General features: G+C 60.9%; 14 protein-coding genes. 12 read left to right on the top strand and 2 right to left on the bottom strand.

Annotated elements, in window-relative coordinates:
• The coding region (locus tag DFR38_RS20575; RefSeq protein WP_110313871.1) for a chemotaxis protein at positions 1–782 on the bottom strand (782 nt) is incomplete at its 3' end.
• Between the two features lie 202 nt (positions 783–984).
• Here DFR38_RS20575 and DFR38_RS20580 point away from each other — a divergent pair.
• The 10 genes from DFR38_RS20580 (at position 985) to cheD (ending at position 12,461) form a co-directional block, all read left to right on the top strand.
• Positions 985–2,145: a sensor histidine kinase gene (locus DFR38_RS20580; protein ID WP_059287424.1), complete on the top strand. Its 1,161-nt coding sequence runs from the start codon at positions 985–987 to the stop codon at positions 2,143–2,145.
• Positions 2,146–2,163: 18 nt separating this feature from the next.
• The gene (locus tag DFR38_RS20585) at positions 2,164–2,472 is read left to right on the top strand and encodes an STAS domain-containing protein (RefSeq protein ID WP_233170603.1); all 309 of its coding nucleotides are present in this window, start codon (positions 2,164–2,166) and stop codon (positions 2,470–2,472) included.
• A gap of 417 nt (positions 2,473–2,889) precedes the next feature.
• Positions 2,890–3,876, top strand: coding sequence for a methyl-accepting chemotaxis protein (locus DFR38_RS21765; protein ID WP_158527784.1), 987 nt, complete (start codon positions 2,890–2,892; stop codon positions 3,874–3,876).
• 28 nt (positions 3,877–3,904) lie between these two features.
• The gene (locus tag DFR38_RS20595) at positions 3,905–4,270 is read left to right on the top strand and encodes a response regulator (RefSeq protein ID WP_059287422.1); all 366 of its coding nucleotides are present in this window, start codon (positions 3,905–3,907) and stop codon (positions 4,268–4,270) included.
• 85 nt (positions 4,271–4,355) lie between these two features.
• Entirely contained in the window at positions 4,356–6,602 is a 2,247-nt protein-coding gene (locus DFR38_RS20600; protein WP_110313872.1) for a chemotaxis protein CheW, read from the top strand.
• Positions 6,603–6,618: 16 nt separating this feature from the next.
• The gene (locus DFR38_RS20605; protein WP_059287460.1) at positions 6,619–7,113 is read left to right on the top strand and encodes a chemotaxis protein CheW; all 495 of its coding nucleotides are present in this window, start codon (positions 6,619–6,621) and stop codon (positions 7,111–7,113) included.
• A 29-nt stretch (positions 7,114–7,142) separates the two neighbouring features.
• The gene (locus DFR38_RS21805) at positions 7,143–9,917 is read left to right on the top strand and encodes a methyl-accepting chemotaxis protein (RefSeq protein WP_211310801.1); all 2,775 of its coding nucleotides are present in this window, start codon (positions 7,143–7,145) and stop codon (positions 9,915–9,917) included.
• 18 nt (positions 9,918–9,935) lie between these two features.
• A complete protein-coding gene (locus tag DFR38_RS20615) occupies positions 9,936–10,778 on the top strand; it encodes a CheR family methyltransferase (RefSeq protein ID WP_059287669.1) in 843 nt (280 codons plus the stop codon).
• Between the two features lies 1 nt (position 10,779).
• Complete coding sequence (locus DFR38_RS20620; protein ID WP_110313873.1) at positions 10,780–11,859, top strand: protein-glutamate methylesterase/protein-glutamine glutaminase; 1,080 nt, start codon at positions 10,780–10,782, stop codon at positions 11,857–11,859.
• Positions 11,856–12,461, top strand: coding sequence for a chemoreceptor glutamine deamidase CheD (gene cheD, locus DFR38_RS20625; RefSeq protein WP_059287188.1), 606 nt, complete (start codon positions 11,856–11,858; stop codon positions 12,459–12,461). The genes DFR38_RS20620 and cheD overlap by 4 nt, the downstream gene beginning before the upstream one ends.
• A 1-nt stretch (position 12,462) precedes the next feature.
• On the opposite strand, the gene fdxA is transcribed toward cheD, so the two are convergent.
• A complete protein-coding gene (fdxA, locus tag DFR38_RS20630) occupies positions 12,463–12,789 on the bottom strand; it encodes a ferredoxin FdxA (RefSeq protein ID WP_059287189.1) in 327 nt (108 codons plus the stop codon).
• 189 nt (positions 12,790–12,978) lie between these two features.
• Between fdxA and gluQRS the strand changes: the two genes are divergently transcribed.
• Both gluQRS and DFR38_RS20640 read left to right on the top strand, forming a co-directional pair.
• Positions 12,979–13,866 carry a tRNA glutamyl-Q(34) synthetase GluQRS gene (gene gluQRS, locus DFR38_RS20635; protein WP_110313874.1) on the top strand — a complete coding sequence of 296 codons (888 nt, stop codon included), beginning with the start codon at positions 12,979–12,981 and terminating at the stop codon, positions 13,864–13,866.
• A gap of 594 nt (positions 13,867–14,460) precedes the next feature.
• A complete protein-coding gene (locus DFR38_RS20640; protein WP_059287190.1) occupies positions 14,461–15,789 on the top strand; it encodes an amino acid permease in 1,329 nt (442 codons plus the stop codon).
• Positions 15,790–15,981 lie beyond the last annotated feature (192 nt).

Below are 15,981 nucleotides of genomic sequence, written 5' to 3' on the forward strand. Positions count from 1 at the left end.
TTGATCAGCTTGGTCAGCATATAGCCGTCCATTTCCGGCATTTCCACGTCGGTCAGCACCAGGTGCAGGCTTTCGCACAGGCGCTTGCCGGACAGTTCGGCCTGCATGGCCATTTTTTGCAGTTCTTCCCAGGCGCGCATGCCGTTGATGGCATAGGCGTACTTGACCTGCATGGCATCCAGGGTGCGTTCGATCTGCTTGCGGGCGACGGCGGAGTCATCGGTGAAGAAGATCATGCGTTCTTCTTTTACCGGCTCGATATTGATGAAGTGGTGCGAATCATCCACCAGCGAGGTTTCCGCCAGCACTTTTTCCACGTCCATCATCATCACCAGCGTGCCCTGGTCCAGCTCGGTGACGGCGGTCACCAGGCCGGCCATGCGGTTGGTGATCATGTCCGGCGGCACGCGCATGGCGGACCAGTCCAGGCGCAGGATGGTGTCCACCGCCTCGACCAGAAAGCCCTGGGTGTGGCCGTTGTATTCGGTGACGATCATGATTTCCGGCTTGTTGCTGGTAACGATGCCGGCGTATTTGGCCAGATCGATCACCGGCACCAGCGAGCCGCGCAGGCTGACCATGCCTTCTACTGATGATGGCATTTCCGGGGCAGACGTGATTTCAGGGGTGCGCATGACTTCGCGTACCTTGAACACGTTGATGCCGAAAATTTCCTTTCTCCCGGTACGCTGATCGTGACCCAGGGAGAACAGCAGGATTTCCAGCTTGTTGGTCCCCGCCAGTTTTGTTCTGGCATCAATTTTTTTAAGAAGCTCTGACACAGAAACCTCCGCTGCATCGGTTCGTTGTGGTGGCGCAATACTCCCGTTGTATACGCCAATTATTCATTTTCCCAGCTTTCTTTGAAAACAGTCTTGGCTCAGATCAGACTTTAAGTTGGCTTGGCTCAGACTTAGTCATTATCATACTGTTTAAGTCCTTTTTACAAATACGACGCTAAACATGGCCAAGACAGCATCAAATTTGAAAGACCAGGAGATGCTGGAGGCGGCTTTCGAGCAGTTCAATACGGTGTCCAGTCAGTTGATTGACGCATACCGCCAGCTTGAAGTGCAGGTTAACGTGCTGAATGCGCAGTTGGATGAGGCTAACAACCAATTGCGAAAACAGCGTGACGAAAACGCCGAACTTGCAGAAAGACTGGGCATGCTGCTGGAAGCGCTCCCTGCCGGCGTGGTGCAACTGGCTGCCGATGGCGTGGTGGTGGCGGAAAACCCGGCGGCCCGGCTCTTGCTGCAAGGCAAGCATGACGGGCTGGCCTGGGATGCGGTCATGGCCGGCTGGACGCGCTCCGAATTGGACGGCACCTATACCTTGCCACAGCAGGAGGCTGCCCGTCGGCTGGCCTTGCAATATCAGGATCTGCCGGCCTCGGGAGGGCGCATCGTGCTGCTGCATGATGTCAGCCGCCTGCATCATCTGACCGTGGAGCTGGCCCACCAGCAAAAGCTGGCGGCCATGGGCGGCATGGCGGCGTCGCTGGCACACCAGTTGCGCACGCCACTGGCCACGGCAATGCTTTATACCGCCAACCTCAAGCAGGAAGGCTTGCGGCCGGAGGACCGGGCGAAATTCGTCGACAAGAGCCTGGCGCGGATGAAGGCGCTGGAGGGGCTGATCCAGAACATGCTGGGGTTTGTGCGTGGCCAGACAAGTGCGCTGGAGTGGCTTGATGTCGCGGCGCTGGTCGAGGATGTTGCTGCGGTACTGATACCGCAATGTCATGAGCGTGGCATGATTTGGGATTGCAATAACCTGCTGCCTTCTGCCATAACGGTAATGGGCGATCGCAAGGCCCTGCAGGGGGCGCTGGTGAATCTGCTGGAAAATGCCATGCATTTTTCGCCGGAAGGCGGTCGTATCGGCCTCACGGTGTCCCTGCAGGATGAGCAGGTCTGTTTCCGGGTGGAGGACGATGGCGTCGGCTTGCAGGGCGCTGACCCTGCCAGGCTGTTCGAACCTTTCTTTACCACCCGGCCTGGCGGAACCGGCCTGGGGCTGTCCATCGTGAAAAAGGTGGCGGAAGAACTGGCAGGCAAGGTGGTGGGCGGTGATCGTGTACAAGGCGGTGCTTATTTCGAATTGACTCTCCCCTGCCGCGGGATGGGAGCCATGGATGTGTAATGTGAATCAGGGGGATTGATGATGAAGCCAGTGGTTAAAGTAGAAGGTCAGGTGGGTACGCTCGTTCTGGTTGGTCAGTTCGATTTCAACCTGCACAAGGATTTCCGCCTTGCCAGTCAGGAGTTGCTGGAAAATCCGGCAGTGCAGGAGATCCAGGTCGACTTCGATCAGGTGCCCTTCCTGGACAGCTCGGCGCTGGGCATGCTGCTGCTGTTGAAAGAGCGCGCAACCAGCCAGAAAAAGTCTATGTCGCTGATCAACTGTCGCGACACCGTGTTGCAAGTGCTGGAAATTGCCTGCTTCAACAAGATGTTCACCATCAAGTGATGCCGGTCATGCCGGGCTCAGCACCAGCCGGGGTTTGCATCCGCACCGGCCCGGTCCATATGTTCTGACAGGTAGTCGTTTGGCCTGGGATGTTCAAAAACCCTGAAACATGAATAGTTAATCCTTAAATAGGTAAAAACAGTTATTTACACCGTCCGGTCGATTTCTTTCTTGATTAAGCTGACGTCTTGGTTGATGAAGAAGATAGTACATTGGCAATTTTGCTGAGTGACCGGGGGCTACATGGTGTTTTTCTATTGGCAGCGGCGTGTCATGGCGTGCGGTCTTTGCCTGATTTCGGTACTGGTGTTGCTCAGTGGCCCACTCTGGGGGGCTGTGGCATGGAGCCTGGCCCTGCCACTTGTCGCCAGCATGCTGTTCGTATTGCATTTTGTGTATCTAGCCAAGGAGCCGAAGGTGATCGATAGGGAAGAGGCGGATGCCGGCAACAGCCAGACCGCACCTGTTGCGCCTGACTGCCTTGACTTCATCCAGGAGCAGATCTCCCAGTCCAAGCTGGAGGTGAGCCGGGTGCAGACACTGATCCAGGATGCGGTACTGACCCTGGTCAACAGTTTTTCCGGCCTGTCGCAGGAGGCCGCTGCACAGTTGCAGCTCGCCGAAAGCCTGGCCAAAGGCGAGGTGGGCATCGACTCGCATGCCATGTCATTCAGCACTTTCGTCAATGAAATTGCCAATGCCATGGGCAGCTTTGTCGAGAAAACGGTAGAAAACAGCCGACTGGCCATGTTGCTGGTGGAGCAGATGGAGTCGATAGGCCAGGAGATGCAGGGGGTCATCCTGCTGCTGGACGAGATCCACTCCATCACCAACCAAACCAATATGCTGGCCTTGAACGCTTCCATCGAGGCGGCCAGGGCCGGCGAGGCCGGCAGGGGCTTTGCCGTGGTGGCCGAGGAAGTGCGTCATCTGTCAGGCCGTACCAGCAGTTTCAGTGACGAAATCCGCAATCTGATCAACCGCGTGAATGGCTCGGTCGAGCATGCCGAGGGGCTGATCAACCAGCTGGCGTCGCAGGACATGATGTTTACCTTGCAGGCCAAGCAGCGGCTGGATGACACGTCGTCGCGCATCCGGGTGATGGACGACATGATGGCCGAATCGATCAGCCGCCTGCGCCACGGTGTCGGTTTGTTGTCTGACCATGTGGGCGATGCCGTACGCTCGCTGCAGTTTCAGGACATGGTGTCGCAACTGATTGCCCATGTCGGCAAGCGCTTGTACGGCATCGAGGAAATGATGGAATTGACCAGCAACAAGCAGCAACAACAAGGGCAGTGGGAGGTGAGAGCCTCTGCCCGGCTGGCAGAACTGCAAATCAGCCTCTCCAATAATCCGGTGGCGCAGGGGCAGATGCAGAGCGGCAGCATCGATTTGTTTTGAGCGTGAACAAAAGAAAAGTGGGAACAACATGCCAAAAAAAGTACTGACCGTCGATGATTCGGCGTCAATCCGTCAGATGGTGACCTTTACTCTCAAAAGTGCGGGCTATGAGGTGGTGGAGGCCGTGGATGGCAATGGTGGTCTGGCACGGGCCCAGGCCGACAGCTTTGACCTGATCCTGACCGACCAGAACATGCCGGGCATGGACGGCCTGAACCTGATTCGCGCCCTGCGCAAATTGCCGGCCTATGGCACCACGCCCATCCTGATGCTGACCACCGAGTCGAGCGATCAGATGAAATCGCTGGGGCGTGCTGCCGGTGCCACCGGCTGGCTGGTCAAGCCGTTTGATCCGCAAAAGCTGCTGGACGTGGTAAAGCGGCTGGTTGGCTGATTGCCCAGACTGATGGTGATGTACCGGGCGACAGCAGGCGGGTTCCACAGCTGACTATCCGGACTGCGGAGTAAGGGGAAGCATCGTGTCAATCGATATGTCGCAGTTTCATCAGGTGTTCTTTGATGAAACCGACGAACATCTGGCCACCATGGAGTCCGTGCTGCTGGGGATAGATCTGGCGGCACCGGACGGCGAAGACCTTAACGCCATCTTCCGTGCCGCCCACTCCATCAAGGGCGGTGCGGCGACTTTCGGCTTTGCCGATCTGGCGGCGCTGACCCATATCCTGGAAAACCTGCTGGACAAGGTGCGCAAGGGCTGCATGCGGCTGACTGCCGACATGGTGGACGCCTGCCTGAATGCCAAGGATGTGCTGGCCGGCATGCTGGGCGCACACCGTGGCGGCGCGCCGGTGGCGCGGTCGGTGGTCAGTGAGCTGGAGGGCTGGCTGGAAGGGCTGGTGGCCGGCGGCAGCGCCGAACAGCAGCCGGAGGTGGCGCCGCCACCGTCAGCCGCCGAGCCTGCCGTTTGCACCACGCTGTATATCGAGCTGGACTGCTGCCTGCCGGCCACCGATTACCAGGCGCTGTTGCAGTCGCTGACCGCGCTGGGCGAATTGAGCGTGGTGCAAGAAGGAGGGGGCGGCGATCAGCTGCCCTGGGTGTTGATTTTCACCTCAACCCTGGCCGCGGACGAAGTGGCCGAATCCCTGGCCTTTTCCATTTCGCCCGAGCATTTCCGCATTACCCAGGATCATGGCCAGCAGGACGAAGGCGATTTCGGACTGTTTCTTTCCTCCAGCATTGCCATCCCGACCGAGGCTGCCGCCCCCGGCATTGCCTTTGAAGACGATGGCTTCGGCTTGTTCGCTCCGCTGACTGCCAGCAGCGGCGACAGCGCGCCGGCGCCGGACATGCTGCATGAAGAAGACGGTTTCGGCTTGTTCGCCCCGGTCGCCGCGCCAGCTGCCGCGCCGGCTGCGCCGATCATGCTGCATGAGGAAGAAGGTTTCGGCCTGTTTGCACCGCTGGAGCCGGCTGCGCCCGCACCGAGCGTGGCGCCGGCACCGGTGCCGGCAGCGGTGGCTGCGCCGCGACCGGAGCGTGCCGCACCGGCGGTGGAAAATTCCATCCGGGTGAATATCGACAAGGTCGACCTGCTGCTGAACCTGGTGGGCGAGCTGGTCATCACCCAGTCCATGCTCACCCAGTCCAGCCAGGAGCTGGACGCCGTGCAATACGAACGCCTGCTGGGGGGCATCTCGGCCTTGCAGCGCAATTCGCGCGAATTGCAGGAAGCGGTGATGTCCATTCGCATGACGCCCATCGCCTTTGTCTTCAACCGTTTTCCGCGTGTGGTACGTGATCTGGCCGCCAAGCTGGGCAAGCAGATCGAATTGAAAATGGTGGGTGAAAATACCGAGCTGGACAAAGGCTTTATCGAAAAGCTGGCCGATCCGCTGACCCATCTGGTGCGCAACAGCCTGGACCATGGGGTGGAGTCGCCCGAAATCCGGGTGGCCAAGGGCAAGTCGGCGGTGGGGCGGTTGACGTTGCGTGCCTTTCATCAGGGCAGCAGCATCGTGATTGAAGTCACCGACGATGGCGCCGGCCTCAATCGTGAACGCATCCTGGCCAAGGCGCGCGAGCGCGGCATGCCGGTCAGCGATGCGCTGAGCGACAGCGAGGTGTGGGGGCTGATTTTCGAGGCCGGTTTCTCCACCGCCACCGAAGTGACCGATGTGTCCGGCCGCGGCGTGGGCATGGATGTGGTCAAGCGCAATATCCAGAGCATGGGCGGGCGCATCGATATCGACTCCATGCCGGATTTCGGCACCACCATCAGCATCCGCCTGCCGCTGACACTGGCCATCATGGATGGCATGTCGGTGCGGGTCGGGCAGGACATCTATGTCATCCCGCTGTCGTTTGTGCTGGAGTCGCTGCAGCCGCAGGCCGCGGAACTGAAAACGGTGGCAGGGCGCGGCCAGCTGGTGAATGTGCGTGGTCAGTACCTGCCCATCGTGTCGCTGGCCACCTTTTTCGGCAATGCGGATGCCAGCGCCGCCAGCGACCCCACCCGTGCCATTCTGGTCATCGTCGAGGCCGGCGGTTACCAGCTGGCCCTGCTGGTGGATGAACTCATCGGCCAGCAGCAGTTTGTGGTGAAGAACCTGGAAAGCAATTATCGCAAGGTAGAGGGCATCTCCGGCGCCACCATCATGGGCGATGGCCGGGTGGCCCTGATTCTGGATATATCGATCATCGCCCGGCACAACCAGCGACCGGCGCAAACGACGGCGCGACTGGCCATGACAGACGAGGCATGAGGGGAAGGCAGAACCGATGGCAGAACAGCTGGAATACCATCAGGGGCAGAGCAAGGCAGTGCGTGAGCTGCTGGTGTTTACCCTGGGGCAGGAAGAATACGGGATCGACATCCTGAAAGTGCAGGAGATTCGTGGCTACGATGCGGTCACGCGCATCGCCAACGCGCCGGCCTTCATCAAGGGCGTGGTCAATCTGCGAGGCAGCATCGTGCCGATTGTCGACATGCGCATCAAGTTCGGGCTGGGCGAACCGGTCTACAACGCATTCACGGTGGTGATCATTCTCAATATCTTCCAGCGGACGGTGGGGATGGTGGTGGATGGCGTGTCCGATGTGATCCAGCTGGCTGAGGATGAACTGCGCGACCCGCCGGAATTTGGTTCCGTGGTGGAAACCACGTATATCGAGGGCCTGGGCACCCAGGGGGAGCGCATGGTGATTATTGTGGATATCGAGCGCCTGATGAGCAGTGACGAAATGGCGCTGGTGGATATGACCGACCGTGGCTGAGGCCGACATGGCGTTTTGGAGAGGTGAATATGAATAATATGAAAGTGTCACACCGCTTGCTGCTGGGCTTCGGCCTGCTGGTCGTGGTGATCATCGCCGCCATGGCGCTGGCGATTGCACAGATCCACAGCCTGCGCAGCGATATCGACGAAATCGCCAGCATCCATGTGCCACGCGCGGCCGAGGCCAACAAGGTGGTGGATAACGTCAATAACACCGCCCGGGCTACCCGGACCTTGCTGCTGTCCAAAGACCCGGTGGTGCTGGAGCAGCAGCAAAAGCAGATCGACGAGTCACTGACGCTGATCAGCCGGCAGATGAGCAGCTTGTCCAGCGGCGTGCCGGCCGAAGGGCAGGGGCTGTTCGACCGCCTGCGTACGGTCGAGGCCAGCTATCGCCAGCAACTGGCAGTGTTCCGCCAGCACCTGGTGGCAGGGCAGGAAGAAGAAGCCAAGAGCTATCTGCTGCAAACCCTGCGTGCCACCCAGCTGGACTACCTCAAGGCGGCCGATGATTACATCAAGTTCGAGGAGGGGCTGTCCCGGCAGGTGGCGCAAGGCACGCTGGAACGCGCCAATGGCGCGGTGGCCCTGCTGAACGCGCTGATGGCGGCCGCGGTGCTGATCGCCGTGCTCGCCGGCTGGCTGATCAGCCGCTCCCTGTTGCGGCAGATCGGCGGCGAGCCTGCGGCGGCGGTCAAGCTGATGCAGGAGCTGGCGGCAGGTGAGGTCACCACCGAACTGAAAGTGGCCGCCAATGACAACAGCAGCCTGTTTGCCTACATCCGCCAGGCCGCGGACAAGGCGGTGGAGAACATCCGTGTGCGCAATGCACTGGATAACGCCGCCACCAATATGATGATTGCCGATGCCAACTTCAATGTGGTGTATGCCAACCAGTCGGTCATCAATATGTTTGCCCAGGCCGAAAGCGATATTCGCCGCGACTTGCCACAATTTACCGCCCGCTCCCTGCTGGGCAGCAATATCGACCAGTTCCATCGCAACCCGGCGCATCAGCGTGGACTGATGCAGCAGCTGCGCAACCCGCACCAGAGCACCATCCATGTCGGTGGCCGTACCTTCCAGCTGATCCTGACGCCAATCAACGGCCGTTCCGGCGAGCGGCTGGGCTATGGCGTGGAGTGGATAGACCGTACTGCCGAGCTGGCGCAGCAGGCCATCGAACAGCAGCGCATCGATGCCGAGCGTGCGGTGGCGGCAGAAAACGCCCGCATCCGCAGCGCCCTGGACAATGTCACCACCAATGTGATGATTGCCGATAACGAGCGCAACATCATCTATGTGAATCACAGCGTGCTGGAAATGCTGGCGACGGCCGAGGCTGACCTGCGCAAGGCCCTGCCCAATTTCAGTGCCCGCCATGTGCTGGGCAGCAGCATGGACATCTTCCACCGCAATCCGGCGCACCAGCGCGATCTGCTGGCCAATCTGCGCAGCACTTACAAGGCTGAAATTGCCGTCGGTGGCCGTCATTTCTCGCTGACTGCCAATCCGGTCTTCGGCAGCGAGGGCGAGCGGCTGGGAACGGTGGTGGAGTGGAAGGACCGTACCGGCGAAGTGCTGATCGAGAAGGAGGTGGAAGCCATCGTCAGTGCCGCCGGCAAGGGCGATTATGCTTCGCGGCTGGTGGTGGAGGGCAAGACCGGCTTCTTCCGCGTGCTGTCCGAAGGCGTTAACCAGCTGTTGAGCGTGACCAGCCAGGCATTGGGTGACATCGCCATCGTGCTGGGCGGCCTGGCCCAGGGCGACCTGACGCGTACCATCAAGAATGATTACGAAGGCATGCTCGGCCAGCTCAAGTCCGATACCAATGCCACGGTGGAGCGCCTGCGCAGCATCGTGGGCAATATCCAGGAATCGACCGAGGCCATCAATACCGCTTCGCAGGAAATTGCCGCCGGCAACAGCAATCTGTCCAGTCGTACCGAACAGCAGGCGGCCAGCCTGGAGGAAACCGCCTCCAGCATGGAAGAAATCACCAGCACGGTAAGACAGAATGCGGAAAACGCCAAAAAGGCCAACAGTCTGGCCATCGGCGCTTCCGACATCGCGGCCCGTGGCGGCCAGGTGGTGGGCAATGTGGTGTCCACCATGAACGAGATCAACGACAGTGCCAAGAAGATTGTCGACATCATCAGCGTGATCGACGGCATTGCCTTCCAGACCAATATCCTGGCACTGAATGCTGCAGTGGAAGCGGCGCGTGCCGGCGAACAGGGCCGCGGTTTTGCCGTGGTGGCCAGCGAAGTGCGCAATCTGGCACAGCGCTCGGCGGCAGCGGCCAAGGAAATCAAGCTGTTGATCGGCAACTCGGTCGACAAGGTGGAGTCGGGCAGCCGGCTGGTGGATGAAGCCGGCCGCACCATGGAAGAAATCGTCAGCTCCATCCGCCGCGTGGCCGACATCATGAGTGATATCTCGGCGGCCTCGATCGAACAAAGCTCCGGGATCGAACAGGTCAATCTGGCAGTGACGCAGATGGACGAGAATACCCAGAAGAACGCGGCCCTGGTCGAGCAGGCTGCCGCCGCCGCCGAGTCGCTGGAAGAGCAGGCCCGTCATCTGATGGAGGCGGTGTCGATTTTCCGGCTCGACGGCAGCCCGGTGGCCCGCCTGTCGGCACCCAAGGCGCCGCGCGGTCAGGAGCACGGCCAGCACGCCCGACTGCAAGCGCCCAGCCAGCAGGTCAAACCGGTATCGTCCCGCAGCGCACTCCATGCCGAGCGCATCAAGACCCTGCCGGGACCGGCTCAACACGACGATGAATGGGAGGAGTTTTGAGCCGCGCGGTGATGCCCGATGAGCACTGAGCGCGATATCAGGTTTACCGCGGCGGATTTTCGTCGCTTGCGACAGATGCTGTATCAGCGTGTCGGCATTTCGCTGAACGACAGCAAGAGCCACATGGCTTACTCCCGGCTGGCCAAGCGCGTGCGCCAGCTGGGCATGCGCCAGTTTGCCGACTATCTGGACCTGCTGGAAAAGGCGGATGACGAAGCGGAGTGGCAACACTTCGTCAACGCGCTCACCACCAATCTCACGGCTTTTTTCCGTGAGCCGCATCACTTCGACCTGTTGCGGCTGCATGCGATGGAAAGGGTGACGCAGGAGCGGCATTACCGGGTGTGGAGCGCGGCAGTGTCCACCGGCGAAGAGGCCTACTCCATCGCCATGACCCTGCTGTCGCTGCCGCAGCTGAACCGGCAGCGGCTGGAGCTGGTGGCTTCGGATATCGACACCAGGGTGCTGAGCCAGGCGGCCGATGGCGTATACGATGCCGAGCGGGCCAAAATGCTCGACAGCAGCCTGCTCAAGCGCTTTTTCCTGCGCGGGGTGGGGCACAATGCCGGCAAGGTGCGCATCCGGCGTGAAGTCCGCGACCAGCTGTCGTTTTACCAGTTCAATCTGGTCGCTGCCGAGTGGCCGGACATGGGACGCTTTGACGTGATTTTCTGCCGCAATGTACTGATCTATTTCGACAAGCCGACCCAGGCCGCCATCCTGCAGCGGCTGGCGGCCAGCCTGCAGCCGGACGGGCTGTTGTTTCTGGGGCACTCGGAAAACATCCAGCATCTGAGCGACGCCTTCCAGTCTTGCGGCCGAACGGCCTATCGCCTGGTTAATCACAACGTGCGGAGATGACATGAGCGCAGCCGCAGGCAGAAAAATAAGAATCGTGGTAGTGGATGATTCCGCGCTGATCCGCAGCCTGCTCACCACCATCATCAACGAAGCCCCCGACATGGAGGTGGTGGCCACCGCCTCCGATCCCATCGTGGCGCGCGAGCGCATTCGCGAAACCAGCCCGGACATGATCACCCTGGATGTGGAAATGCCGCGCATGGACGGGCTGGAGTTCTTGCGCCGGCTGATGCGCTTGCGCCCGACCCCGGTATTGATGATTTCCTCGCTGACCCAGTCAGGCTCGGAAACCACGCTCAGTGCGCTGGAACTGGGCGCGGTGGATTTTCTGCCCAAGCCGACGCTGGATGTCAGCAATACCATGCAAAGCTACGCCGACGACATCCGCGACAAGATTCGCATGGTGGCGGCCGCCCGCTTGCGCCGGCCCTCGCTGTTTGCAGCCAGCGCTGCCGCCGCGCCGCCGCGTGTGGCCCCGGCCCTGCTGCGGCAGAATGCCATCATCGCCGTGGGCGCCTCCACCGGCGGCACCGATGCCATCAAGGAATTCCTGGAAAAGCTGCCGGCCGGCTGCCCGCCGGTGCTGATCGTCCAGCACATGCCGGAAGGCTTTACCCTGTCTTTTGCCCGGCGCCTGGACAAGCTGTGCGCCATGCAGGTGAAGGAGGCCGAGGACGGCGAGCCGCTGCTGCGCGGGGTCGCCTATGTCGCCCCCGGTCATTCGCATATGCGGCTGGGCCAGGGGACACAGGGTTTTGTCATCTGCCTGGACCAGAGTCCACCGGTCAACCGGCACCGGCCATCGGTGGATGTGTTGTTTGCCTCCCTTGCCGCGCAGGCGGCGGCCCAGACCGTGGCGGTGATCATGACCGGCATGGGCAAGGACGGCGCGCAGGGCATGTTGCAGTTGCGCCAGGCGGGGGCCATCACCTTTGCCCAGGACGAAGCCAGCTGTGTGGTGTACGGCATGCCGCGCGAAGCCGTGGCACAGGGCGGGGTGATGCATGTGCAGCCACTGTCGCAACTGGCGGACAAGGTGATGGACTGCCTGCGCCTGCCGCATGACAGGGCCGGGCCATGACTTATTCCGACCGGCCCTCCGAGCGTCTGTATTTCGACCGGCAGTTCCAGATCGATGCCATCAAGATTCTGCCGGGCGAGTACTTTGCCACCCGCCAGCCGCTGATGCTGACCACGCTGCTGGGGTCCTGTGTCGCGGTCTGCCTGATGGACCGGCAGGCACGGGTGCACGGCATGAATCACTTCCTGCTGCCGCAGGGCAGTGACTGGCATAGCCAGACCAGCGTGCCGGCACGCTTCGGGGTCAATGCCATGGAATTGCTGATTACCGACATGCAAAAGCTGGGGGCGCAGCGTCACCGGCTGGAGGCCAAGGTCTTTGGTGCCGGCAATGTGCTGGAGGGCATGTCGGTGGTGAATATCGGCGAACAGAACAGCGAATTCATCCGCGCCTATCTCAAGAGCGAAGGCATTCCCCTGCTGGCGGAAGACTTGCTGGGCAGCTTTGCCCGCAAGGTGTATTTCTTTCCGGATGAGGGCAGGGTGCTGGTGCACAAGCTCAAGGGCAGCCGCACCCTGGCCTCCAAGGAAGCGGCTTACCGGCAGCGGCTGGACCGCCAGACCGCAACCCAGCCCGGCGGCGACATCGACCTGTTCATCTGATTCAGTCGCGCTGCAGGTGGGGCAGCTTGTCCGTCACCCCGGCCCACTCGGCATGGTCGGGCAGCGGCGGCTTGCTGGCCGAGATGGTGGGCCAGCGCTTGGACAGCTCCGCATTCAGCTGGATATACACACGCTGGTCTGCCGGCACGTCATCCTCGGCGTAAATGGCCGATACCGGGCATTCGGCCACGCACAGCGTGCAGTCTATGCACTCCTCGGGGTCGATGGCGAGAAAGTTTGGCCCCTCGTGGAAGCAATCCACCGGGCAGACATCCACGCAATCGGTGTATTTGCATTTGACGCAGGCATCGGTTACAACGTAGGCCACGTTTGATTCCTCCTGATGATGGGACGGGATACTCCGCAGCTGCGGCAGCCGGTCCCCGACATGCCGCGGGATGCGGCCGGCAGCCTTGCCGGTGGATGGATGATTTCCGAGTAATACACTCAGGTATTATCAACCAAAATACAGCGCACCGTGTCGCAATCTGCATTTTCACCGCCGAAACCTCTCGTCATGCAAAGCATTCCCTATCGCGGCCGTTTTGCCCCCAGTCCCACCGGCTTGCTGCATGCCGGCTCCCTGATGACTGCCGTGGGCAGCTATCTGGAAGCCCGGCGCCGTGGCGGCGAGTGGTGGGTGCGCATGGAGGACCTGGACCCGCCGCGCGAAGTGGCCGGGGCTGCCGACGACATCCTGCGCACGCTGGAGGCCTTTGCTTTCGAGTGGGATGGCGAAGTGGTGTACCAGAGCCGGCGCCATCATCTGTATCAGGCGGCGCTGCAGCAGTTGATCGATGCCGGGCTGGTCTATCCCTGCAGCTGCTCACGCAAGGAAATCACCAGCGTCGCCAGTCGTGGCGTGGATGGCTATGTCTATCCGGGCTGGTGTCGGGCCGGCTGCCGCAGCCAGCGTGCCAGCCATGCCTGGCGCCTGCGGGTGGAGGAGCCGGCGGTGGGTTTTGTCGATCGCCTGCAAGGGCCGTATCAGCAGGATCTGCCGCAGGATATCGGCGATTTTGTGCTGCTGCGGGCCGATGGCTACTGGGCCTATCAGCTGGCGGTGGTGGTGGATGATGCCGAGCAGGGCATGACTGATATTGTCCGCGGTGCCGACCTGCTGGTGTCGACACCGCGCCAGATTCACATACAGCGCAGCCTGGGCCTGAGCACCCCCACTTACTGCCATCTGCCGCTGCTGGTGAATGCGGCGGGCGAGAAGCTATCCAAGCAGACGCTGGCTCCGGCCATCGATGCCGCCGATGTCAGCCGCGAGCTGCGCCTGGCGCTGTGCCGGCTGGGACATGTGCCACCTGCCGACTGCCAGAGCGTGGCCGAATTGTGGCAGTGGGCCAAGGCCAACTGGTCGCTCGCTCGGGTGCCGGCCGGCCCCTGTCAGCTGTAACACGCTGTTGATGCTGTGCGGCGCTACGCCGCTGCCGCAGTAAGCAAGCCCGCGCCATGCTGATGGCGGCAAGCTCAACCCGGCCTTCGCCGCGAGGCTGAGCCAATGGCGCTACGCTCCCGGAACAAGACTGGCCGACCCCGGCAAGGCAAGGACCAGGCGGTGCCATGCCGCAGCAGGATTTTTGTCAGCCACGCCTCCGCGTTTGTGCCTTGTCGCACACCCGCCCGCCTGTTTCAAGCCATCCCCCGCCATTCCCTGCCGCCATCTACCACCATTTTGCTGCCCTCACCGCACTGCTTGCCGCCGCGTGGCGGCTGCGCCCGCATGCTTGTCATTATTCCGGATTATTTATTTGATTTATCACATGGAGTTGGTTGCACAAACCATCTACATCCTAATAGCTAGCTGCCGCTCCGCACGCTCCGGCCGTAGTCCGGGTGAGTGCGCTGGCCGCCATTTTCAAAACCGCGACATGGAATTACATATGCGTAAATAGCACATTTACAAAATAATTAAATACTAATATAGTGAAGCTCATACAGAACACGTTCTTTAACAGCTTCGATTTTCGGCCTCGATGGAGACAAGACCATGAGCGAGACCAAAGTAAAAAAAGCGGCACTGGGCGTGTGGATGTGTACCGCCCTGGTGGTGGGCAATATGATCGGTTCCGGTGTATTCCTGCTTCCCGCTTCACTAGCCCCCTACGGGGGGATGTCCCTGATCGGCTGGGCAATAACCTCGGCCGGTGCCATTTGTCTGGCGCTGGTGTTTGCCCGGCTTTCCGCCATGATTCCCAAAGAGGGTGGCCCCTACGCTTATATCCATGCCGGCTTTGGCGACTTTGCCGGGTTCTGGATAGCCTGGGGTTACTGGATAGCCTTGTGGGCGGGCAACGCCGCCCTGGCGGTGGCTGCCACCAGCTATATGCAGGTGTTTTTCCCGCAACTGGGGCAGGACAACCTGCTGGCGGGGGCTTTTTCCATCGGCCTGATCTGGACCGTTACCTGGATCAACAGCCGCGGTGCACGCAGTTCCGGCCTGGTGGCGGTGGTGACTACCGTACTCAAACTGCTGCCACTGGCAGCCGTCACCTTTATCGGCTTCTTCTACATGCACCCGGAAAACCTGGTGTTCAACCCGCACGGCAAGCCTTTGATGAGTTCGGTTTCCGCCACCATGGCGCTCACCCTGTGGGCGTTTCTGGGACTGGAGTCGGCCTCGGTTCCTGCCGGTGATGTGGTCAACCCCAGCAAGACCATTCCGCGTGCCACCGTCATCGGCACCTTGCTGGCCACCGTGCTGTACATCCTGTCCACGGTGTCGCTGATGGGGGTGATGTCACCGGCCATGCTGGCCAATTCTCAAGCCCCGTTTGCCGATGCCGCCCGCCTGATGTGGGGCGACTGGGCCTACTGGGTGGTGGGGCTGGGGGCGGTGGTGTCCTGCTTTGGCGCACTCAATGGCTGGAGCCTGATGCAAGCCCATGTACCCCATGCCGCTGCCAGGGACAAGCTGTTCCCGCGCCGCTTTGGTCAGACCAACCGCCAGGGGGTGCCGCTGTTCGGCCTGCTGCTGTCCAGCGGCCTGGTGACGGTACTGCTGGCGATGAAATACGCCGGCGGGGAGGGCGGGGTGAAGATTTTTGAATTCATCATCCTGCTGGCCACCGCCACCACCTTGCTGCCCTATGCCTTCTGCGCGATGGCGCTGCTGGCCATCATGCTGATGCAAAAGGGCAAATACACCCGGCGTGACTTTACCGCGCCGCTGATCTTCTCCTCCATCGGTTTTCTTTACGCGGTATGGGCACTGTTTGGTGCCGGTGCCGAGATTGTGATGTGGGGGATTTTGCTGCTGATGCTGGGTTTGCCAGTGTATGTCTGGCAGATCAAAGAACGTTACGAGACCGAAAACTGAAGCCAGCCTTTTGCTTTCCACTCCTTTGCCCCGGCAAGGGAGTGTACGGAAAAAGGTTTATGCGATTACTTATCTGAAAGGATTCATCATGACCGGCAAATTTGGTGTGCATTCCGAATGCGGCAAGCTGCGCAGCGTGATGGTGTGCCGTCCGGGCCTGGCCCACAAACGCCTCACCCCCGACAACTGCCA

Source organism: Aquitalea magnusonii (genome assembly GCF_003202035.1).
Taxonomy (GTDB): domain Bacteria; phylum Pseudomonadota; class Gammaproteobacteria; order Burkholderiales; family Chromobacteriaceae; genus Aquitalea; species Aquitalea magnusonii.